Annotated in this window: 15 protein-coding genes; 8 read left to right on the top strand and 7 right to left on the bottom strand. The window is 71.1% G+C overall.

Annotation, left to right across the window (positions count from 1 at the left end; translation table 11 throughout):
* Positions 1-9 precede the first annotated feature (9 nt).
* From H291_RS32195 to H291_RS0103245, 4 genes are all read left to right on the top strand, one after another.
* Positions 10-1,140, top strand: coding sequence for an RDD family protein (locus H291_RS32195; RefSeq protein WP_020013549.1), 1,131 nt, complete (start codon positions 10-12; stop codon positions 1,138-1,140).
* Between the two features lie 55 nt (positions 1,141-1,195).
* Positions 1,196-1,804 (top strand): DinB family protein, encoded by a 609-nt coding sequence (locus tag H291_RS0103255; protein ID WP_020013548.1) that lies wholly within the window; start codon positions 1,196-1,198, stop codon positions 1,802-1,804.
* 161 nt (positions 1,805-1,965) lie between these two features.
* Positions 1,966-2,382 carry a VOC family protein gene (locus H291_RS0103250; RefSeq protein WP_020013547.1) on the top strand — a complete coding sequence of 139 codons (417 nt, stop codon included), beginning with the start codon at positions 1,966-1,968 and terminating at the stop codon, positions 2,380-2,382.
* 29 nt (positions 2,383-2,411) lie between these two features.
* The gene (locus H291_RS0103245; RefSeq protein ID WP_020013546.1) at positions 2,412-3,284 is read left to right on the top strand and encodes an alpha/beta fold hydrolase; all 873 of its coding nucleotides are present in this window, start codon (positions 2,412-2,414) and stop codon (positions 3,282-3,284) included.
* Between the two features lie 49 nt (positions 3,285-3,333).
* On the opposite strand, the gene H291_RS0103240 is transcribed toward H291_RS0103245, so the two are convergent.
* Positions 3,334-3,693 (bottom strand): DUF2255 family protein, encoded by a 360-nt coding sequence (locus H291_RS0103240; protein ID WP_020013545.1) that lies wholly within the window; start codon positions 3,691-3,693, stop codon positions 3,334-3,336.
* Positions 3,690-4,577, bottom strand: coding sequence for a helix-turn-helix domain-containing protein (locus H291_RS0103235; RefSeq protein ID WP_026365347.1), 888 nt, complete (start codon positions 4,575-4,577; stop codon positions 3,690-3,692). The genes H291_RS0103240 and H291_RS0103235 overlap by 4 nt, the downstream gene beginning before the upstream one ends.
* Positions 4,578-4,681: 104 nt before the next feature.
* Here H291_RS0103235 and H291_RS0103230 point away from each other — a divergent pair, with 104 nt between their 5' ends.
* Positions 4,682-5,620 carry an alpha/beta hydrolase gene (locus tag H291_RS0103230; protein WP_020013543.1) on the top strand — a complete coding sequence of 313 codons (939 nt, stop codon included), beginning with the start codon at positions 4,682-4,684 and terminating at the stop codon, positions 5,618-5,620.
* A gap of 148 nt (positions 5,621-5,768) precedes the next feature.
* Here the strand turns inward: H291_RS0103230 and H291_RS0103225 are convergent, their stop codons facing one another.
* Both H291_RS0103225 and dnaB read right to left on the bottom strand, forming a co-directional pair.
* Positions 5,769-6,929 carry an AI-2E family transporter gene (locus tag H291_RS0103225; RefSeq protein WP_020013542.1) on the bottom strand — a complete coding sequence of 387 codons (1,161 nt, stop codon included), beginning with the start codon at positions 6,927-6,929 and terminating at the stop codon, positions 5,769-5,771.
* 232 nt (positions 6,930-7,161) lie between these two features.
* Positions 7,162-8,526 carry a replicative DNA helicase gene (dnaB, locus tag H291_RS0103215; protein WP_020013540.1) on the bottom strand — a complete coding sequence of 455 codons (1,365 nt, stop codon included), beginning with the start codon at positions 8,524-8,526 and terminating at the stop codon, positions 7,162-7,164.
* 373 nt (positions 8,527-8,899) lie between these two features.
* Between dnaB and H291_RS0103210 the strand changes: the two genes are divergently transcribed.
* Positions 8,900-10,243 (top strand): MATE family efflux transporter, encoded by a 1,344-nt coding sequence (locus H291_RS0103210; protein WP_020013539.1) that lies wholly within the window; start codon positions 8,900-8,902, stop codon positions 10,241-10,243.
* A 1-nt stretch (position 10,244) separates the two neighbouring features.
* On the opposite strand, the gene H291_RS32190 is transcribed toward H291_RS0103210, so the two are convergent.
* Positions 10,245-11,030 (bottom strand): winged helix-turn-helix domain-containing protein, encoded by a 786-nt coding sequence (locus H291_RS32190; protein ID WP_020013538.1) that lies wholly within the window; start codon positions 11,028-11,030, stop codon positions 10,245-10,247.
* Between the two features lie 479 nt (positions 11,031-11,509).
* On the opposite strand from H291_RS32190, the gene H291_RS0103200 reads away from it, so the two are divergent.
* Positions 11,510-15,520 carry a carboxypeptidase regulatory-like domain-containing protein gene (locus tag H291_RS0103200; protein ID WP_020013537.1) on the top strand — a complete coding sequence of 1,337 codons (4,011 nt, stop codon included), beginning with the start codon at positions 11,510-11,512 and terminating at the stop codon, positions 15,518-15,520.
* 108 nt (positions 15,521-15,628) lie between these two features.
* Here H291_RS0103200 and H291_RS0103195 read toward each other — a convergent pair whose 3' ends face one another.
* Together H291_RS0103195 and H291_RS0103190 are read right to left on the bottom strand one after the other, a co-directional pair.
* Positions 15,629-16,720: an inositol-3-phosphate synthase gene (locus H291_RS0103195; protein ID WP_020013536.1), complete on the bottom strand. Its 1,092-nt coding sequence runs from the start codon at positions 16,718-16,720 to the stop codon at positions 15,629-15,631.
* On the bottom strand, positions 16,717-17,364 hold the full coding sequence (locus H291_RS0103190) for a PadR family transcriptional regulator (protein ID WP_026365346.1): 648 nt from the start codon (positions 17,362-17,364) through the stop codon (positions 16,717-16,719). Before H291_RS0103190 ends, H291_RS0103195 begins: the two co-directional genes overlap by 4 nt.
* A gap of 447 nt (positions 17,365-17,811) precedes the next feature.
* Between H291_RS0103190 and H291_RS28430 the strand changes: the two genes are divergently transcribed.
* Positions 17,812-20,265 (top strand): transglycosylase domain-containing protein, encoded by a 2,454-nt coding sequence (locus H291_RS28430; RefSeq protein ID WP_157236689.1) that lies wholly within the window; start codon positions 17,812-17,814, stop codon positions 20,263-20,265.
* Positions 20,266-20,499: the final 234 nt, after the last annotated feature.

Below are 20,499 nucleotides of genomic sequence, written 5' to 3'. Positions count from 1 at the left end.
GATCCTGGGATGGTGAGCAGCGCGGGGTCGGGGGTCGGCGGGGGAACGACGTCCGGCGTGGTGGTCGCGCCGGACGTCGACGGTCCGGGGGCGGGCGCCGTCGTCGAGGCGGAGTACGCCTCGTGGGGGCAGCGCGTCGTCGCGGCCCTCCTCGACAACGCGATCCTGGCCGGAGTGGCCTGGCTGGCGCTCGGGGCCGGGTTCAACGCCCCGATGCTCGTCCCCGTGTGGAGCGGGACGACCGAGGCGGCCCGCTCCGGCGGGCCGCTGGTGCTCGTCCCGGTCGCCGCCCTGGTGCTCCTGCTGTTGCTCCAGGCCCTCACGGGCTGGACGCCGGGCAAGCTCGTGACGGGCATCCGCGTCGTCCGCGAGGACGAGCACCGGCCCGCCGGCCTCGGGCGGACGCTCGCCCGGTGGGTGCTCCACCTGCTCGACGCCATCCTGCTCATCGGCTACCTGCGACCGGTCTGGCACGCCAAGCGCCAGACGTTCGCCGACTCGATCGTGCGGACCGTCGTGCTGCGCGAGGTGCTGGACCTCCCGCGGCGGCCGCGCATCGCCCTCTACTCGGCCGCGGTCGTGGTCTGCGTGCTCGGGCTCGGCTACGGGTACGTGCCGATCAGCAGCGGCAGCTCGGCCGACGTTGCCGACCACTCGCCCCTGTGCGAGGTCGAGACACCCGAGCCGACGCTCGTCGCCGGGGAGATCAGGCCGGCCGGATCCGTGTCGATCAACCGGGACCGCCGGCTGTGGACGGTCCGGGAGACCCGCACGACGCACCCGGGCGCCATCCTCACCTGGACCAGCGACCCGTCGGCCCGGGACACCGGATACCGGGTCGAGCTCGACGCCCGCGCGGGGGACGGCGAGGACGTGTTGATCTCCCGGTCCTGGGACATCGGGACGAGCGACGCCGGCTCCTCGTCGGACAACGCAGGGTTCACGCACACCCGGACCATCGCGGCGGACGGGGACACGCACGACGTCCGGGTCGACGTCACCGACCCCGACCCCGACGCCGAGGCCGCGCTCACCGTGCTCGGCGACGAGCCGTGGATCGACGTCCGGCTGCTCGCCGACGGCGACGTCGTGGCGTCGTGCGGTGGCCCCGTGACGTACACCGAGGCTCCCCGGGACTGACCTCGCCCCGGAATTCCCGTGGCCGACGGCCGGGGCACGGGTCCACCCTGGACGGATGGAGCCCCACGAACAGGCCGAAGAGCCCGAGACCACCCGCTGGACGACTGCCACCGTCTTCCCTGACATGTGGACCGACCCCGACGACGACCCGCGGGAGAACGACGCCCCGGTCACCGACGAGCGCAGCATGCTGCTCGAGTACCTGCGCTACTACCGGCTCACGCTGGAGATGAAGTGCGCGGGGCTCGATGCCGAGCAGCTCGCCCGCCGCTCCGCCCCGCCGTCCACCATGTCCCTGCTCGGGCTGCTGCGGCACCTGGCGTCGGGCGAGCGACACCTGCGCCGCGTGATGACGGGCGAGGACGCACCCGAGCTGTACCGCACCGAGGACGACCGCGAGGCCGACTGGACCGGAGCGATCGCCGATCCAGCCGTCGTCGACGACGCCTGGCACCACTGGCGCACCGAGACGGAGGCGACGGACCGCTACCTCGACGGCGTGACCGACCTCAGCACCGGGAACACCGGGGACTCCGACTTCGGTCCCGAGGGCGCGGATCTCCAGCTCCGCGAGGCCGTCCTGGGACAGATCGTCGAGTACGCGCGGCACTGCGGCCACGCCGACATCCTGCGCGAGCGCGTCGACGGGCGCGTGGGCCAGTAGGCGGCGTCCGCCCATGCGCCGACGGGGCCCGCGGGTGATGTCCGCGCCGAAGGCCCTTGGGCCCTTGCGCCCGCGCCCGGCGGTGGCAACCTGGAAGTGTCCGGCGCTCCCGACGGGCCCCGCCGTGCAGCAGCCGGCGATCACGAAGGAGTGAGACAGCGATGGTCAACGTGCGAAACGTGCTGCCGACGTTCGCGGCGAACGACATGGACGCGGCACGCGCGTTCTACGCGGACACGCTCGGGCTGAGCGTGTCAACCCTGGACGAAGGGGCCGGCATCGTGCTCGACCTCGGCGACGGCGCCGCCGTGTTCGTCTACCAGAAGGACGACCACGTCCCGGCCCCGTTCACGGTCATGCACCTCACGGTCGACGACGTCGACGAGGTCGTGGACGAGCTCGCCGCCAAGGGCGTGCCGTTCCAGCACTACGAGGGCTTCGAGCAGGACGAGAAGGGCATCGTCCGAGGCTTCATGGAGGGGGGCGACGGCGCCTGGTTCACCGACCCCGCGGGCAACATCATCGGGCTCGCGGACGGCGGCGGGATGGAGGCGTTCCTCGAAAATCCGGGTGGCTGAGGCTCCCCGCTCGACTAGCATCAGGCGCCATGTCACCCACCTTCGTGCTGGTCCACGGCGCCTTCGCCAACTCGTTCTCGTTCGCGCCGCTGCAGGCCGAGCTCGCGCTGCTCGGGCACCGCTCGGCGGCGGTCGACCTGCCCGGCCACGGGTTCGAGGCGACCTACCCGGCCGCGTACCAGGCGCCGCAGGACCTGCCGGGTCTCGCGACGACTCCCGGCAGCATCAAGGGGGTGACGCTCGCCGACAACGTGGCGCGCGTCGTCGAGGTCCTCGAACGGGCCAAGGAGCACGGTCCGGTGATCCTGGTCGGCCACAGCCGGGGCGGCATGACGCTCACCGCGGTCGGCAATGCCCGCCCCGACCTGGTCGACCGGATCGTCTACGTCTCCGCGTGGGCGCCCGTCGACCTGGACGTGGGCGGCTACTACGCCGGACCCGAGATGGCGGACACAGACCAGATGGCGCTCGCGGCCGTGCTCGCGGGTGACCCCGCCGAGCTCGGGCTGCTGCGCGGCAACTTCCGCACGGCGGACCCGGCGGTGCTGGCCGGTCTCAAGGCGGCGTTCCACGCCGACGGCACCGACGACGAGTTCCGCACGTTCCTCAACACGTTCCAGCCCGACGAGAACCTCGACGCCGGCACACCGGACGACCGGGTCCAGGCGGCCACCTGGGGCACGATCCCCCGGACCTACGTGCGGCTCAGCGAGGACACGAGCATCCCGCCCGCCATGCAGGACCGGATGATCCGCGAGGCGGACGCGCTCACGCCCGACAACCCGTACGACGTGCACACGCTGAAGTCGAGCCACCTGTCGTGGCTGGTCCGGCCGCGGGCGGCGGCCGAGGTGCTGGCCGGCCTGGCGGCGGGTCCGGCGGCCGGGGCGGCTGTTGGGTAGGTCGGCGAGGAGCCCGCAGCAGGCTGAGCCGCGGGCTGACGCCGTGGCGTCACGCCGGTGTGATGCGCAGCGTCGCCAGACGCGACGGTGCGCTGACCGCGAATGCCGCGAGCTCGCCGTACTTGCTCCGGTACGCGGCGTCGACCGCGGTGCCGGCATCCTGCCCGGCGGCCTCGAATCGCACGGCGACGGTCTCGCCGGACACGCGAATTCGCCCGGTGCCGTGGCCGATCGCGGCGCGGTACCACCGCGACGTCGTGCCGCGCTGCGGTCGCACGTACAGGTCGCCGTCGGCGAGCACCATGCCGACCTCGACCTCGGGGGCGTCCGGGCCGGCGGGCCCGGCGGCGAGGTGCAGCGAGAACGTGTCGCGCAGCGCGGCCAGCGTGGCCGGGGTCCAGGGCGTCATCGTGCCGTCCCCGTCGCCGCGTCGGTCGCGTCCGGTGCTGCGGAGGTCGCCGTCCAGGAGGCGAGGATCCGCAGCGCCTCGTCGGACGGCGAGCCGGCCTCCGCTGTCAGGACCATGAGGCGCTGGCCGCTGCCGTCGGGGCTGGACCAGGTGTCGCAGTCGAGCGTGAGGTCGCCGACCACGCGGTGCCGGTACTGCTTGGTGCCGTAGGTCGCGCTGTTCACGCGGTGCTCGGCCCACCAGCGCCGGAAGTCCGGGTCGAGCACCGCGAGCTCGCCGACGAGGCGGGCCAGGTCGGGGTCGTCGGGATCGGTGGCGGCCTCCATGCGGAGGGCCGCGACGGCCTCCCGCGCGTCGTGCTCCCACCGCACGTTGAGCGCCCGCATCGTCGGGTCGCTGAAGAGCAGGTGGACGTAGTTGCGCCGCGCGGCGGGGACCGCGCCGAAGTCGACGAAGAGCGCGGCCGCCGCCGAGTTCCAGGCGAGCACGTCCATGCGCTTGCCGAGGACGATCGCCGGGGTGTCGGTGAGCCGGTCGAGCAGCCGGCGCATGGCGGGGCGCACGGTCTGCCGGGCGCGCCGTCGCCGGGGCCGGGCGTCGGCCTTGCCGGCGATCTCGTAGAGGTAGCGCTGCTGGTCCTCGTCGAGCCGGAGCGCGGCCGAGAGCGTGGCGAGCACCGAGGCGGACGCGGCGACCCGGCCCTGTTCGAGGCGCGTGTAGTAGTCGACGCTGATCGCCGCGACCTGGGCCACCTCCTCGCGACGCAGGCCCGGCACCTTGCGGTGCCTCGTGGACTCGGGGAGCCCGACGGCGTGCGGGCTGAGCTCGGCCCGGCGCGCCCTGAGGAACGCGCCGAGCTCGTCGGGGTCGACGTGCGGGGTCATGACGACCATTCTGCGAGGGTCCGACCGCGTGCGGGAGGGAAGGATCCTTCCCAGGGAAGAACCCGCTGCTGTTGCGCTGCAGGCCGCCGCAGGAACCTGGTCGCATGAACCGAACGGACGTCACCTTCGACAGCGCCGGCATCCCCCTCGCCGGCCACCTCTACCTTCCTGCACGCGATGCCGACGCTCCCGACGCCGCCGCGCCCCTGCCGGCGATCGTCGTCGGCCACCCCGGCACCGGGGTCAAGGAGCAGACCGCCGGCACCTACGCGGCCCGCCTCGCCGAGCAGGGCTTCGTGACCCTCGCCTTCGACGCCGCCTACCAGGGCGAGAGCGGCGGCCTGCCGCGCGGGCTGGAGGACCCGGCGCACCGCGTCGAGGACCTCAAGGCCGCCGTCTCCTTTCTCACCACACGCCCCGAGGTCGACGCCGGCCGGATCGGGATGCTCGGCATCTGCGCCTCGGGCGGCTACGGCATCGCCGCGACGGCGGGCGACCACCGGGTGCGCGCGCTGGCCACCGTCAGCGGCGTCGACGTCGGACGCCAGTTCCGGGAGGGCGCCGACGGTGCCCAGAACCCGGCCGTGGTCCAGGGGATGCTCGACGCCGCCGCGGCGGCCCGCACCGCCGAGGCGCACGGCGAGCCCGTTGGCATGTTCCCTGTCTTCCCGGACACCGCGGAGGAGGCCCGGGCGCTCGGCGGCCGGCACGGCTTCGAGGGCTTCGAGTACTACCGCACCGAGCGCGGGGCGCACCCGCGTTCCGCGAAGGAGTTCACGTGGTCGAGCGTCGACCGCATCGCGACGTCCGACCAGTTCCGGTTCGCCGGCCTGATCGCGCCACGGCCGCTGCTCATCGTCCAGGGGACCGAGGCCGTCACCAGGCACATGGGCACCCTGGCCTTCGCCGACGCGCGCGAGCCCAAGGAGCTCCACTGGATCGAGGGCGCCAGCCATGTCGACCTCTACGACCGGCCCGAGCACGTCGGCCCGGCCGTCGAGAAGCTCACCGAGTTCTTCGGGAGGGAGCTCGGCGGGGTCTAGTGCTCCTTTGCGGCCGAGGTTCTGTTCAGACCACGAGCTCCTGCCCGTAGGAGCCAGCTTGAAACGCTGCAACATCGTGGCTTGAACAGAACCTCGGGAGTCGGCCAGCGGTATCGGCAGCGACATCACCTCCGGTCGGGCTGACGGGTCAGACCGTCTCGGCCCGCTTCTGGCGCGCGAACCGCGCCGGCAGGTCCGGGCCGTCCCACACCTGGATCGCCCGCCAGAGCGACGCGGCGATCGGCACGGCCAGCACGGCGCCGGTGATGCCCGCGAGCACCGTGCCCGCCGTCAGGGCGAACAGGATGACGAGCGGGTGCAGGCGCAGGGTGCGGCCCATGACGATCGGCTGGAGGAAGTCGCCCTCCAGCTGGTTCACGGCGACGACGATCGCGACGACGATCAGCGCCTCGATCGGCCCGACCGCGACGAGCGTGACCAGCGCCGCGAGGATGCCGGCCACCGTGGCGCCGACCAGCGGGATGAAGGCGAGCAGGAAGACCAGCACCGACAGCGGGATCACGAGCGGCACGCCCACGATCGCCAGGCCGATCCCGATGCCGACGGCGTCGACCAGGGCCACGATCGCCGTCCCGCGCACGTAGCCGCCCAGCGTGGTGACGGTCGCCGTGCCCACACGCTGCCCGCGCTCGTACCGGTGCCCCTCGAACGGGCGCAGCACGAACTCCCACATCGCGGGGCCGTCCTTCAGGAAGAAGAACAGGACGACGATCATGATGAAGAAGCCCGCGACGAAGTCGGCGGTCTGGGAGACGCCGGCGATGGCGCCCGAGCCCACGGCGTCGGACTGCAGCAGATTCACGGCGGCGTCGCGCAGCGACGCGATCTGCTCGTTGCCGAAGTCGAAGGGCAGGTCCTGGACGTAGGTCTGCAGGGAGTCGAAACCCTCGATCGCCTGGGCCTGCAGCTCGCCCCACTGGTCGACGACGGCGCGCACCACGAGCCAGACGATCCCCGACAGCAGCGCGACCAGCGCCAGGAGCGAGACCCAGGTCGCGAGGAGTGACGGCCACCGGTGGCGCCGCAGGAACGAGACGAGCGGGAAGATGGCGGACGCCAGCACGAGCGCGATGAGCACGGGGATCACCACGAGGGTCAGGCGCGTGCCGACGAACACGACCACGGCGACGACCGCGAGGATCGCGAGGATCTGCAGCGACCGGGTGCCGACCCGGCCGAAGCCGTCCGACCACAACCGGGAGGCCCTGCTCTCGGCGGGGACGGCGGGCGGCAGCGCCTCGACGCCCGGGTCGGCAGGGGGCGGTGTACGTCGGCTGAAGAGACCCATCTGCTGTCCTCCTCGTTCGGGTCCGGCAGGTGCCTGACTTGCCGACGTTAGTGCGCTCGGACTCCGGTCGCGCGGAGGAGCCGCGGCCTGTCGGCCTGCGGACCCGCCCGTGCGCTGCGAGGACAGCGACCTGCGCCTGCTCGTCTACACGGCCGCGCCGGGCAGCGAGGGCGCCGGGCAGATCGAGCTCCAGGCGACGATCGGCCTCCAGCAGTTCACCTGACGCCGCGGCTCACACCTGCATGTCGACGAAGCGCTGGTAGTGGCCCTGGAAGGCCACGGTGATCACGTCGGTGGGGCCGTTACGGTGCTTGGCCACGATCAGGTCGGCCTCGCCGGCGCGCGGCGACTCCTTCTCGTACGCGTCCTCGCGGTGCAGCAGGATCACGACGTCGGCGTCCTGCTCGATGGAGCCGGACTCACGGAGGTCGGACATCTGCGGCTTCTTGTCGCTGCGCTGCTCGGCGCCACGGTTCAGCTGCGAGATGGCGATCACGGGCACCTCAAGCTCCTTCGCGAGCAGCTTGAGCGAGCGCGAGAACTCGGAGACCTCCTGCTGACGCGACTCGACGCGCTTGCCGGACGACATCAGCTGGAGGTAGTCGATGACCACCAGCTTGAGGTCGTGCTTCTGCTTGAGGCGCCGGCACTTGGCGCGGATCTCCATCAGCGACATGTTCGGCGAGTCGTCGATGAACAGCGGGGCGTCGGAGACCTTGCCCATGGTGGCGGCGAGCTTCTGCCAGTCGCCGTCGTCCATGTTGCCGCTGCGCATCTTGGTGAGCGGCACGCGGGCCTCGGCCGCGAGCATACGCATGACGATCTCGTTGCGGCTCATCTCCAGGGAGAAGATGACGGACGCCATCTCGTGGTGGATGGCTGCGTGCGAGGCGACGTTGATGCCGAGGACGGACTTGCCGACGGCGGGTCGGGCGGCGACGACGATCATCTGGCCGCCGTGCAGGCCGTTGGTCAGGCGGTCGAAGTCGGAGTACCCGGTCGGCACGCCGGTGAGGCCCTCGCCGCGGCCCTGGGCGGCGTCGATCTCGTCGAAGGTGGGGCCGATGATCTCGGCCAGGGGCAGGTAGTCCTCGGACGCGCGCCGCTCGGTCACCGCGTAGACCTCGGCCTGCGCGTTGTTGACGACGTCGTCGACCTCGCCGCCGTCGGTGGCGTAACCCATCTGCACGATGCGCGTGCCGGCCTCCACCAGGCGGCGCATGATGGCGCGCTCGCGCACGATCTTGGCGTAGTACCCGGCGTTGGCGGCCGTGGGCACGCCCGCCATGAGGTCGTGGATGTACGGGGCGCCGCCCACGCGGGCGTGCTCGCCCCGGCGCTGCAGCTCCGCGACCACGGTGATGGCGTCGGCCGGCTCGCCGCGACCGTACAGGTCGATGATCGCGTCGTAGATGGCTTCGTGCGCCGGCCGGTAGAAGTCGTTGCCGCGGATCTGCTCGATCACGTCGGCGATCGCGTCCTTGGACAGCAGCATGCCGCCCAACACGCTCATCTCCGCCGGGACGTCCTGCGGCGGCGTACGGTCGAGGCCGGGGCTCCCGCCGGAGTAGCTCGACTCGAGCTCCTCGATCGACATCCGCGCCTCCGCTTTCCTGATCCGTGTGGTCCGGTCACACGTCGGACGTGCGGTCGGACCGATGTCCTACACCTGTTCTACTCCTCGCCACCGACACTCTCGGGACATCACGTGCGACACGCCCTTGTGTCGTGCACGACAGTCCCCACGGACATCAGACCAGCAAGCAAGCTCCGCTGACGCTAAGCCTCCGCGCACCCGAGTGCAACGAGACCTGTGGACGGGCCTGTGCACATCCATGTGGAAAGGTGGCCCAGGCTGTGCACAAGTTGGTGGACAACCCTGTCCCCAGTTGTGGATAACCCCTGTGTAAAACATCGACATGGCCTCTGACCTGCGTATACGCAACCCCCAGCCTGTGGAGGAAAGAAAGTTGGGCGAGCCTCGCCACACTCCCGCTCTCCCGCGGTCCATCGACCGGGAGATCCTCGCCCTCGCGGTACCCGCCCTGGGCGCCCTCATCGCCGAGCCCGTCTTCGTCCTCGTCGACAGCGCGGTGGTCGGCCACCTGGGCACCGCCCAGCTCGCGGGCCTGTCGCTCGCGAGCAACGTGCTCCTCACGCTCGTGGGGCTGTGCATCTTCCTCGCGTACACGACGACGGCGTCCGTGGCGCGGCTCACCGGCGCGGGCAAGGAGCGGGCGGCGCTGCAGTCCGGCGTCGACGGGATGTGGCTCGCCCTGGGGATCGGCGCCGTGCTCGTCGTCGTGCTGCTGCTCGCCGCCCCGCTCACGGTGTCCGCGCTGGGCGCCGACGGCGACGTCGCGCGGCACGCCGTGACCTACCTGCGGTGGTCCGCGCCGGGGCTCGCGGGCATGCTCCTGGTCCAGGCCGCGACCGGCGTCCTGCGCGGCCTGCGCGACACCCGCACGCCGCTCGTCGTCGCAGCGGCGGGGGCCGTGCTCAACACGGTGCTGAACATCGCGCTCGTCTACGGGGTGGGCCTGGGGATCGCGGGGTCGGGCCTGGGCACGGCGATCACGCAGCTGCTCATGGCCGTCGTGCTCGGCACGATCGTGGTGCGCGGTGCCCGGGCCCGGGGTGCGAGCCTGCGCCCGCACCGCGCGGGCATCCTGTCGGGCGCCCGGGCCGGCGTCCCGCTCGTGATCCGCACGCTCAGCCTGCGCGCCGCGATCCTGGTGACCGTCGTCGTCGCGACCGGCCTGGGCGACGTCGCGCTCGCCGGGCACCAGGTGGTGAGCTCCCTGTGGGGCCTCGCGGCGTTCGCGCTCGACGCGCTCGCCATCGCGGCCCAGGCCCTGGTGGGGCACGGACTCGGGGCCGGCGACGTCGGCCACGTGCGCCAGGTTCTGCGCCGCTGCCTGCAGTGGGGCGTCGGCGCGGGCGGCGCGATCGGCCTTCTCCTGGCGGCGGCGGGCTGGTGGATCGCCCCGCTCTTCTCGCCCGACCCCGACGTGCGGGTCGCGATCGCCCTAGGTATCGCCGTGTGCGGCCTCCTCATGCCGATGGCGGGCTGGGTCTTCGTGCTCGACGGCGTCCTGATCGGCGCCGGCGACGGCCGCTACCTCGCCTGGGCGGGCATGGCGACGCTCGTGGCCTACCTCCCGTTCGCACTCGCGGTCGGCGCCTGGGCGCCCGACGGCGCGCACGGGCTCGCCTGGCTCTGGCTCGCGTTCGCGGGCGTGTTCATGGCCGCCCGCGCGGTGACGACCGGGTGGCGCGCGCGGGGCGACCGCTGGCTGGTGACGGGGGCGTGACTCACGGCCAGATCTTGAGCCGGTAGCCCACCCCGCGCACCGACGCGACCTCGACGTCGCGCACGGGCGCCAGACGCTTGCGCAGCCGCTTCACCGCGGAGGTCACCGGGTCCGAGTCCCCGAGGTAGGGCAGCTGCCACACCCGCGCGGTGAGCTCGGCGAACGACCACACACGCCCTGCCTCGAGCGCGAGCGTCGCGAGCAGGTCGAACTCCCGTGCCGACAGGTACACGCGCCGGCCCAGCGCCGTGACCTCGCGGCCGGCCAGGTCGACGAGCAACGGCCCCGCGACCAGCGGGTCCAGGGCAGGTGGCGCGACCATCGGGATCGAGCCCGTGACGGCCGGGAGCGGGCCGGTGGCCGGACGCGGCGCCCCGGCGGTGATCGGCAGCGCGCCGGTCGCCGGCCGTGCCGGCGCGGGGACGGTCGCCACGGGCACGACGGTCGGCAGGAACTCCGCGGCGGGATGCACCGCCGGGTCGGTGAGGTTGTCCGGGAGCCGGTCGCTCGGGTGCCCGGAGAGGTGCCGGCCGTAGGCGTGCTCGTCCGCCGGGCCGGGGTTGTCGAACCGCTCGGGCTGCGTGCCGAGCCCGCGCCAGGGCGCGTCGCCGGCACGCCGCGGCGCGGTCTGGGGGGTGAGCACGGCGCGCGCCCCGTCGGCGTCGGGCGTGGCGAGCACCGTGGCCTGGCCGCGCAGGAGCCGGGCGATCTCGATGATCTGGTCGGAGGGGAGGCCAACGCAGACGACGAGGCCGGGGGTGGATCCTGGTGCGGGGTCGTGCTTCATTGACTCGCCCTCCATGGTCGACCGTTCAGGCGCGGACCGGGTTAAACCTGGCCGGCGCGCGCCAGTTTGCCCCCGAGTCGTACCGCTTGGGTCAATTTTTCGTTACCTACCCGTTGCGTGCGGGATATGGCGCATTCCCGCCCGCGTGACGGTATTGCGCCACTTGATTGCATATAGGGTGAAGTTTGGCGTTCTTGGGGTGAAAATGATTCACGGCTCTTGACAGGAAGAGGCACCCGACTCGGTCCGTGTCTTGACCAGAAACTGACCTTCGCTCGACCGTGAATCGACCTTGTTCCCAGGAGGCGTCCAGCCGACGGTAGGACGCGGTCCACAGCAAGTGGATCGCCGTCGCGCGCTCCCGTGGAACTGCAGCGGGTGCGCCCGAGCATGGAGGCCCCATGTACCGTCGCAGGAAAATTGCAGGGAGGGCGACGACCGCCGTCACAACGGCGCTCGCGCTCCTGGCAACCTCAGCGGTGACCGTTGTTCCGGCAGCGTTCGCCCAGACCGTCCCGACGACCACCCTTGCCGCCGCCGACGAGCCCGAGGAGAAGCTCAGCGCCAAGGTCCTCGCCCAGCTGGAGGACAAGAAGACCGCGGACTTCTGGATCCAGTTCACCGACGAGGCGGACCTGGCACCGGCCGAGGACATCGCCGACTGGGACGAGCGCGGCCAGTTCGTCTACGACGCGCTGCACGCCACGGCCAAGAAGTCCCAGGCCTCGGTGGCCAAGGAGCTGACGGCGGCCGGCGCCAACTTCCGGAGCTACTGGATCAACAACGCGATCTTCGTCGACGACGGCTCGCTCGAGCTCGCCGAGAGCCTCGCGACCAACAGCACGGTCGCGGGCATCCACGAGCAGATCACGATGCAGAACGAGCAGCCGGTCGAGAAGAAGGCGTCCGGCGAGAAGTCGGCGGCCGCCGTCGAGTGGGGCCTCGACGCGATCAACGCACCCGAGGTGTGGGAGCAGGGCTACACCGGTGCCGGCATCGTGGTGGCGAACTTCGACACCGGCGTGGACGCCACGCACCCGGCGCTGCAGAGCAAGTACCGCGGTTACAACGCCGACGGTACGTACGACAACGACTACAACTACTTCGACATCCCCGACACCTGTGACGGCGGCGCACCCTGCGACTCCGGCCAGCACGGTACCCACACCATGGGCACCATCGTCGGCGGCACGGGCGCCAACCAGATCGGCGTCGCGCCCGACGCCACCTGGATCGCGTCGAACTGCATCGACAACGCCGGCTGCGAGTGGGACGACTACCTCGCGAACGCGCAGTGGTTCCTCGCTCCGACCCGCGCGGACGGCAGCGACGCGGACCCGTCGAAGCGGCCGCACGTGGTCAGCAACTCGTGGGGCATCCCGCCGGGCGTCAACCTGCCCCAGGACTGGATGAGCGCCGAGACGCAGGCCTGGAACGCCGCGGGCATCTTCGGTGCCTGGGCGGGCGGCAACGAGGGTCCGGCCTGTGAGACGGGCCGGTTCCCCGGCACGTTCACGCACACCTACTCGGTCGGCGCGTTCGACGTGAACGGTGCCATCGCGTCGTTCTCGGCGCGTGGTCCGGGGCGTGACGGCACCCTGCTGCCGAACATCGCGGCCCCCGGTGTGAACGTGCGCTCCTCCATCCCCGGTGGTGGCTACGCGAACTTCAGCGGCACGTCCATGGCCACCCCGCACCTCGCGGGCGCCATCGCGCTGCTGTGGAGCGCCGCTCCGTCGCTGGTCGGTGACATCGAGGGCACCATCGCGCTCCTCGACGAGACCGCCATCGACACCGAGGACCTCTCGTGCGGTGGTACCCCGGAGCGCAACAACGTCTGGGGCGAGGGCAAGCTCGACGTCGCCGCGCTCGTGGAGGCCGCTCCGACGGCCGGTACGGGCACCCTCTCGGGCACCGTCGCGGACGCCTCCGGTGCGCCGATCGCCAACGCGTCGGTCGTCGTCGACGGCGAGCGGGACCGTACGGTCTCCACGGACGAGTCCGGCGCCTGGTCGGCCGCGGTCCTCGCGGGTGACTACAGCGTGTCGGCCTCGGCCTTCGGCTACCTCACCTCGGCGCCCGCCGCGGTGACGGTGGACGTGGACGCGACCGAGACGGTCGCCATCACCCTGGAGTCGGCCCCGCGGCACGCCGTGACGGGCACGGTCGAGCTCGAGGGGTCCGGTGAGCCGGTCGCCGGCACGCCGGTCACGCTCCGCGGCTCACCGTTCGAGCCGGCCACGACCGGTGCGGACGGCACGTTCGAGTTCGCCGACGTGCCCGAGGGCACCTACTCGCTGTCCGTCCAGCTGGGCGGTTGCGCCGCTCCGTACGACGGAGAGCTCGTGGTCGACGGCGCGGAGGACGTGGACATCGCGATCGTCCCGAACGTCGACGCCGGCGGCTACTCGTGCTCGGTCACGACCGCCGACTACCGCCAGGGCGACACCCGCGTCACCCTGTCGGGCGACGACGCGTCGACGTCCGTGAACCTGCCGTTCTCCTTCCCGTTCTACGGCGAGGAGTACTCGCGGGCGTTCGTGACGACCAACGGCCACATCAACTTCCTGGCCGCCACCACCTCGTACGCCAACACGACGATCCCGTCGGCGGCCGTCCCCAACGCGGCGCTCTACCCCTACTGGGACGACCTCAACCTCGACTCGGCCGCCGGCCTGTACTCGGCGACGACCACGGTCGACGGCGTGGACGCCTACGTGCTGGAGTGGCGCAACATCCGGAAGTACGACGCCGAGTCCGACCGGCTGAACTTCTCGGTGACGATGCTGGCCAACGGTGACGTGACCTTCGGGTACGGCGCCGTGGCCGACTCCGCCGGCGCGAAGGGCAACTCGGCCACGATCGGTGTGGAGAACGCGAGCGGAACCGTCGCCACGCAGTTCTCGTACAACTCCGCGGTGCTGTCCGAGGGCCTGTCGATCGCGTTCGACGCCCCGCCTGTCGCCTCGGTGGCGGGCGTGGTCGAGGACTACAACACCCAGGAGCCGATCGAGGGCGCCGACGTCACCCTGACCTCGGCGGACGGCGCGGAGGTCACCGCGACCACCGCGGCGGACGGTACCTACTCCACCCTCGTGAGCCTCGGTGACTACACGGTCGAGATCGCGGCGGACGACTACCAGTCGGCCACCAAGAGCGCGACCGTCACCGACGAGGGCTCCGACGTCACCGTGAGCGCTCAGCTCAAGGCCGGCAAGCTGACGGTGTCGAAGACCGCCATCGATGCCAGCCTGGCGATCGGCGGCTCCGCGTCGCGCAACATCAAGATCACCAACACCGGCTCCGCGCCGGCCGAGGTGGACCTGGCCGCGCGCGGCGGCGAGTACGTCGTCCTCGGTGGCGACACCGCCTCCACGAGCGGCGTCGTGAAGGGTGTCCAGGGCAAGGCGACGGCTGCCAAGCTGCCGTTCTCGTCCGGTGGCACCAAGGCCGACGGCCTGCGCAGCAGCGCCTCCGCAGGTGCTGCGACCGGTGAGGTCGCCGCGGCGGCCTACCCGGACGTGGCCGCCGACGAGGTGGTCCTGTCGCACTCGACCTCGCACGAGATCGTCGCGGCGAGCTCGGTGGCCTGCCCGTCGGGCGTCACCAAGCTGCTGCGCACCTACACCCCGGGCGACTTCGGCATCACGGCCGGCTTCCAGCCGACCAGTGTCACGTTCGGTATCCAGGAGGTGGCCACGCCGTCGACCACGGCGACCGTCACCCTCTACACGCTCTCGGGCGCGTTCACGTACGCCAACCTGACCCCGATCGGGTCGGGCCAGGTCACCGTGACCGACGACTTCGGCTCCTGGTACACGGTGCCGATCGACGCCTCGGCGACCATCGCGCCGGACGACATCCTGGTGGTCGAGGTCGCGGGTACGGCCATCTACGTGGGTGGCAACCCCGCCGCGGAGACGAGCCCGACCTACCTCGCCTCGGACGGCTGCGGCACCCCGGAGCCGACGACGGCGGACAGCCTGGGCTTCCCGGACTCCAACCTGGTCATCGACGTGACCGGTGAGGTGGCCGGCAGCGGTGGTGGCGTCGAGTGGCTGGACGTCCAGCCGCCGTCGTTCACCCTGGCTCCGGGCAAGAGCGTGACCGCGGTGGCGACCATCACGGCCGCCGTCGACCAGCCGGGCACCTACACGGCGTCGATCAACATCGGGAACGACACGCCGTACGACGTCACCCCGGTGACGGCGACCATGTCGGTGAAGGCGCCCGCGGGCTGGGGCAAGATCACGGGCACGGTGAGCGGCGGCGGTGCGCCGATCGAGGACGCGGTCGTGGCCCTCGACGGTGTCTCGTACGACGTGGTGCTGCGGACGGATGCCGAAGGTACGTACTCGTACTGGATGCAGAAGTCCAACGCCCCGCTGCAGGTGACCGTCTCGGCCGACGGGTTCGTCCCGGCGACCAAGAAGGCCCAGATCGTCGCGGGCCAGACGACGGTCTACAACTTCGGGCTGACCGCGCTGTAGCAGGCGGTCCCGCGAAACGGGGCGCCCGTCCGGCGTCCGTCCTGTCGAGGTCTGGGTCTCGACAGGACGGACGTCCGGGCGGGCGCCTGGCGCGTCAGCTGCGCCGGGTCAGCGCTCGATGTCGCCGCGGATGAAGGCCTCCAGCTGGGCCCGGCCCGCGGTGTCCTCCATCTGCACGGGCGGCGACTTCATGAAGTACGTCGCCGCCGACAGGATCGGGCCGCCGACGCCGCGGTCCTTCGCGATCTTGGCGGCCCGCACCGCGTCGATGATGATGCCCGCGGAGTTGGGGGAGTCCCACACCTCGAGCTTGTACTCCAGGTTGAGCGGCACCTCGCCGAACGCGCGGCCCTCGAGCCGCACGTACGCCCACTTGCGGTCGTCCAGCCAGGCCACGTAGTCGGACGGGCCGATGTGGACGTTGCGGTCCTCCTTCTTGCCGGCCAGCGGGCCGGTCAGGTTGGACGTCACGGCCTGCGTCTTGGAGAGCTTCTTCGACTCGAGGCGGTCGCGCTGCAGCATGTTCTTGAAGTCCATGTTGCCGCCCACGTTGAGCTGGTAGGTGCGGTCCAGGACGACGCCGCGCTCCTCGAACAGCTTGGCCAGCACGCGGTGCGTGATGGTGGCCCCGACCTGCGACTTGATGTCGTCGCCGACGATCGGCACGCCGGCCTCCTCGAACTTCGCGGCCCACTCCGGGTCGGACGCGATGAACACGGGCAGGGCGTTGACGAACGCGACACCCGCCTCGATGGCGCACTGCGCGTAGAACTTGGCGGCCTCCTCGGAGCCCACCGGCAGGTAGCAGACCAGCACGTCGACCTCGGCGGCGCGCAGCGCTGCGACGACGTCGACGGCCTCCTTCGTGGACTCGTCGATCGTGGCGCGGTAGTAGTCGCCCAGACCATCGAGGGTCGGGCCACGCTGGACCGTCACGCCGGTCGGCGGCACGTCCGCGATCTTGATGGTGTTGTTCTCGGACGCGTTGATGGCCTCGGCCAGATCGAACCCGACCTTCTTCGCGTCCACGTCGAACGCCGCGACGAACTCGAGGTCCGACACGTGGTAGTCGCCGAACTGCACGTGCATAAGGCCCGGGACGGTGCTCGCCGGGTCGGCGTCACGGTAGTAGTGCACGCCCTGGACCAGGGACGAGGCGCAGTTGCCTACGCCGACGATGCCCACGCGGATGGAGGTCATCCTCGCTCCTTCTTCGTTTGTTCCTGCTGTGGTGAGCGGCTCTGCGCCGCGGCGCGTCCCCGCTCGGTGGAGATGAGGCCGTCGAGCCAGTGCACCTCGCGCTCGACCTTCTCGAGCCCGAAGCGCCGCAGCTCCAGCGCATATTCGTCGAGCCTCGACCGCGGATGCGTCGTCGACTCCCGGAAGGCCTCCAGGCGCTCGGTCAGCCGGGTGCGCCGGCCTTCCAGCACGCGGAGGCGGGTATCGGCGTCGGTCTGCCCGAAGAGGGCGAACCGGACGTCGAAGTTGTCGTCCTCCCAGGCCGCGGGGCCGGCGGTGGCCAGCACGGACTGGAGGTGTTCCTTGCCCTCGGCGGTCAGCTCGTAGACCACACGACGGCGGCCGAGGGGCATGGGCTTGGCGGTCCGGCCGGGAATCCCGGCCTTCACCTTGCGGGGCGACGGCGGCGTCGGGTCGCTCTCGGTGGTCGCGATCAGACCCCGGGTGACCAGGCCCTTGAGGGCCGGGTAGAGCGTGCCGTACGAGAAGGCGCGGAACGAGCCGAGCACGAGGTTGAGCCGCTTGCGCAGCTCGTAGCCGTGCAACGGGGACTCGTTGAGCAGGCCGAGGACGGCGGTCTCCAGCACGTCGGACCGACTACGCACGGCGACCTCCCTCCTGGATGACCCGGCAGGCCGGGTTAAATACTTCGGCACGATGTATCGAGTCGATACATCGGAGGATAAGCACGGTCCCGGCGGGGCGCAATCCGCTGCGCCCGGCAAGGGGTTCCATCGAAGAAGTGGAAGAAATGTGAAGTGAGGGCAGACGGACTGCGTTGACCATGCGCTGAAATCTTCCGGTTGCGTCGGTGCGGCGGATGTGGCTACTGCGCTAGAGGGTGAATCCCCTATGGTTTCGGGTGGTCCGACCGGCACGTGCGCATCGCACACCGACGGGCCCCGAGTCCGAACGAGGAAGAGGCTGTCGTGTCGCACTGGAGTCCCTCTCCGATCTGGCCGCAGACGCCCCGGCGCCGGCAGGGAATCTGGAACTATCCCCGGCCGTACCGCACCGGGATCCGCGCGTGGGTCCCGTCGTGGCGGTTCGTCGTGGGAACCCTGCTGGCCGGTACGTCCCTCGCCGCGGGAGTCGTCCTGTCCGCCTGGGTGGACATCACCGTCCCCGGCGAGCTGAACACCGTGCGCTCCGAGACCACGACGGTCTACTACTCCGACGGCAAGCCGCTGGGGAAGTTCGCGGCCGAGAACCGCACCATCGTGGCGCTCGCGGACCTGCCACCGTACGTCGCCGAGGCCGTGATCTCGTCGGAGGACCAGAGCTTCCGTACCCACATGGGCATCAACCCGCTGGGCATCGCCCGCGCTGCGCTCAACAACGTGACCGGCGGCGCCCAGCAGGGCGCGTCGACCCTCACGCAGCAGTACGTGGAGAACTACTACATCGGCGTGGGCGAGGCCACCTACGCGGACAAGTTCCGCGAGGCGATCCTCGCGCTCAAGGTGACCCAGGAGCAGTCCAAGGACGAGGTGCTCGAGGGGTACATGAACACCATCTACCTGGGACGCGGCGCCTACGGCATCGAGGCCGCCTCCCAGGCGTACTTCGGGCACTCGGCCAAGAAGATGACCATCTCCGAGTCGGCGTTCCTGGCGGGCATCATCCCGAACCCCACCTACTGGGACCCGCGGCAGGGCGAGGACGCCCAGGCCCAGGCCAAGGCGCGGTGGGGCCGCACCCTCGACTTCATGCTCGAGTCCGGCGTGATCACGAAGGACGACCGCGCCGCGGCGGAGTTCCCGAAGCTCAAGGAGTACACGCAGGGCTCGGGCAACCCGCAGACCGCGTACCTGCTGGAAGCGGTCGCCAAGGAGCTCGCGGATCCGGACGGGGCGAACATCCAGGAGGCCCAGCTCACCACCGGCGGGTTCTCCATCAAGACCACGATCGACCGCAAGATGCAGGCGGCCGCGGCCGAGACGATGGCGCTGCCCAAGGACGCCGACGAGAACACGCGCGCGTCGCTCACCTCGATCGACCCGTCCTCGGGCGCGATCAGGGCGCTCTACGGCGGCCCGGACTACGGCACCTACCCCACGAACTCGGCGACGCAGGACATCGCCCAGGCGGGTTCTACGTTCAAACCCTTCACCCTGGTCGCGGCCCTCGAGCAGGGCATCCCGCTGACCAAGACCTACGACGGCACGTCCCCGCAGGAGATCGAGGGCTACAACAACCGGAATGCCGAGACCGGTGAGGAGGAGCAGGCGGTCCTCACCAACTTCGGCCAGCCGCCCTACGGCGAGAGCTACCCGAACGTGTCCCTGCTCGACGCCACGGCGAACTCGGTCAACACGGCCTACGTGCATCTCAACGTCGAGGTGGGCCCGGCGAAGACGAAGGACGTCGCCACCCGCGCGGGCATCCCCGAGACGGACGCCGCGGGCAACGAGATCGTCGCCCCCAACCTCGCCAACGTGCTCGGCACCGCGAGCGTGCACAACATCGACATCGCCCGCGCCTACTCGACCTTCGCGTCGCAGGGCACCCGGACGACCCCCCACCTTGTGGCCGAGGTCAAGGACGGCGACATGACGCTTCACCAGTGGAGCGGCCCCTCCGAGACGGAGTTCGAGCCCGAGGTGATGGCGGCCACCACCTACGCCCTGACCCAGGTGGTCCAGGAGGGCTCCGGCGAGCCGGCCTCGCACCTCGTGGGCCCCGACGGCGTCACGCCCCGCCCGGTCGCGGGCAAGACCGGCACGTCGAACAGCAACAGGTCGGCCTGGTTCGCGGGCTACGTGCCGCAGCTCGCCACCGTCGTCGGCCTGTACCAGTACGACCGCGAGGCCCGCGACGGCAAGGGTGAGTACCAGCAGATCACGCCCTTCGGGGAGTGGAAGGAGATGGGCCTCACCGGGCTGACCGGCGGTACCTGGCCCGTGACGGCCTGGGCCGAGTACATGGCCAAGGCCACCGAGGGCATGGACGTCGTCGAGTTCCCGCCCTACGAGATGCCGGTCCCCGAGCCTTCCATCTCGCCGACGCCGTCCGAGAGCCCCTCCGAGGAGGCCGAGGAGATGGTCGTGGTGCCCGACAACCTGGTGGGCCAGCAGTTCACGGATGCCTCCGCCACGCTCGCGAACCTCCAGCTCGTCGCGGTGCAGGTCGACGTGGACAGCCCCGAGCCCCCGGGCACGGTCCTCGCCGTCGACCGCGCCGGCGAGGAGGTCGAGCGGAACACCAGCATCCAGGTCCAGGTCTCGAACGGCTCCGGCGCGGAGGAGGAGACCACGTCGGTGCCGTGGGGCCTGACCAACCAGGATCAGGGCGACGCCGAGCAGGCGCTCCAGGACGCCGGGCTCAACCCGGTCGTGCAGGAGGCGCCGTCGGACACCGTGCCGGAGGGCTCGGTGATCTCGGTGGACCCGGGCGAGGGTACGGAGGTGCCGAAGGGCAGTGACGTGACCCTCGTGGTGTCCACGGGACCCGGCGAAGACCCGACCGACGACCCGTCTGAGGACGGCGGCGGGATCTTCGGATAGCGGTCTCCGGGGGCGCCGCCGGCGTCGGGTGAAATACCGGGTGAAAAGGCCCGATCGGCGCCGGCAGCAGCCTTTGTGACCCGTGTCGCGGACACGGGCCGTACACAGAGAAACCGCGTTTGTGCTACTTGCTACGAACATCGATCCTCTATCGTTTCGACGGTTCAGTGCGCCCACTGAACTGATTCGAGGAACGAGGAAGACGTGGCGAACAGGAGTCCCTCTCCGATTCCG

Origin of the sequence: Promicromonospora sukumoe 327MFSha3.1, assembly GCF_000385135.1 — a bacterium.
Taxonomy (GTDB): domain Bacteria; phylum Actinomycetota; class Actinomycetes; order Actinomycetales; family Cellulomonadaceae; genus Promicromonospora; species Promicromonospora sukumoe_B.
The sequence above is the reverse complement of the archived record's forward strand: the minus strand, read 5'-3'. Positions and strand labels throughout refer to the sequence as shown.

What these genes read in the sequence shown, in the direction of transcription:
- H291_RS32190 (WP_020013538.1), bottom strand. Translation starts at nt 11,030, where the DNA reads ATGAAGCACGACCCCGCACCAGGATCCACCCCCGGCCTCGTCGTCTGC.
- H291_RS0103195 (WP_020013536.1), bottom strand. Translation starts at nt 16,720, where the DNA reads ATGACCTCCATCCGCGTGGGCATCGTCGGCGTAGGCAACTGCGCCTCG.
- H291_RS0103255 (WP_020013548.1), top strand. Translation starts at nt 1,196, where the DNA reads ATGGAGCCCCACGAACAGGCCGAAGAGCCCGAGACCACCCGCTGGACG.
- H291_RS0103230 (WP_020013543.1), top strand. Translation starts at nt 4,682, where the DNA reads ATGAACCGAACGGACGTCACCTTCGACAGCGCCGGCATCCCCCTCGCC.
- H291_RS32195 (WP_020013549.1), top strand. Translation starts at nt 10, where the DNA reads ATGGTGAGCAGCGCGGGGTCGGGGGTCGGCGGGGGAACGACGTCCGGC.
- H291_RS0103245 (WP_020013546.1), top strand. Translation starts at nt 2,412, where the DNA reads ATGTCACCCACCTTCGTGCTGGTCCACGGCGCCTTCGCCAACTCGTTC.
- H291_RS0103235 (WP_026365347.1), bottom strand. Translation starts at nt 4,577, where the DNA reads ATGACCCCGCACGTCGACCCCGACGAGCTCGGCGCGTTCCTCAGGGCG.
- H291_RS0103250 (WP_020013547.1), top strand. Translation starts at nt 1,966, where the DNA reads ATGGTCAACGTGCGAAACGTGCTGCCGACGTTCGCGGCGAACGACATG.
- dnaB (WP_020013540.1), bottom strand. Translation starts at nt 8,526, where the DNA reads ATGTCGATCGAGGAGCTCGAGTCGAGCTACTCCGGCGGGAGCCCCGGC.
- H291_RS0103225 (WP_020013542.1), bottom strand. Translation starts at nt 6,929, where the DNA reads ATGGGTCTCTTCAGCCGACGTACACCGCCCCCTGCCGACCCGGGCGTC.
- H291_RS0103240 (WP_020013545.1), bottom strand. Translation starts at nt 3,693, where the DNA reads ATGACGCCCTGGACCCCGGCCACGCTGGCCGCGCTGCGCGACACGTTC.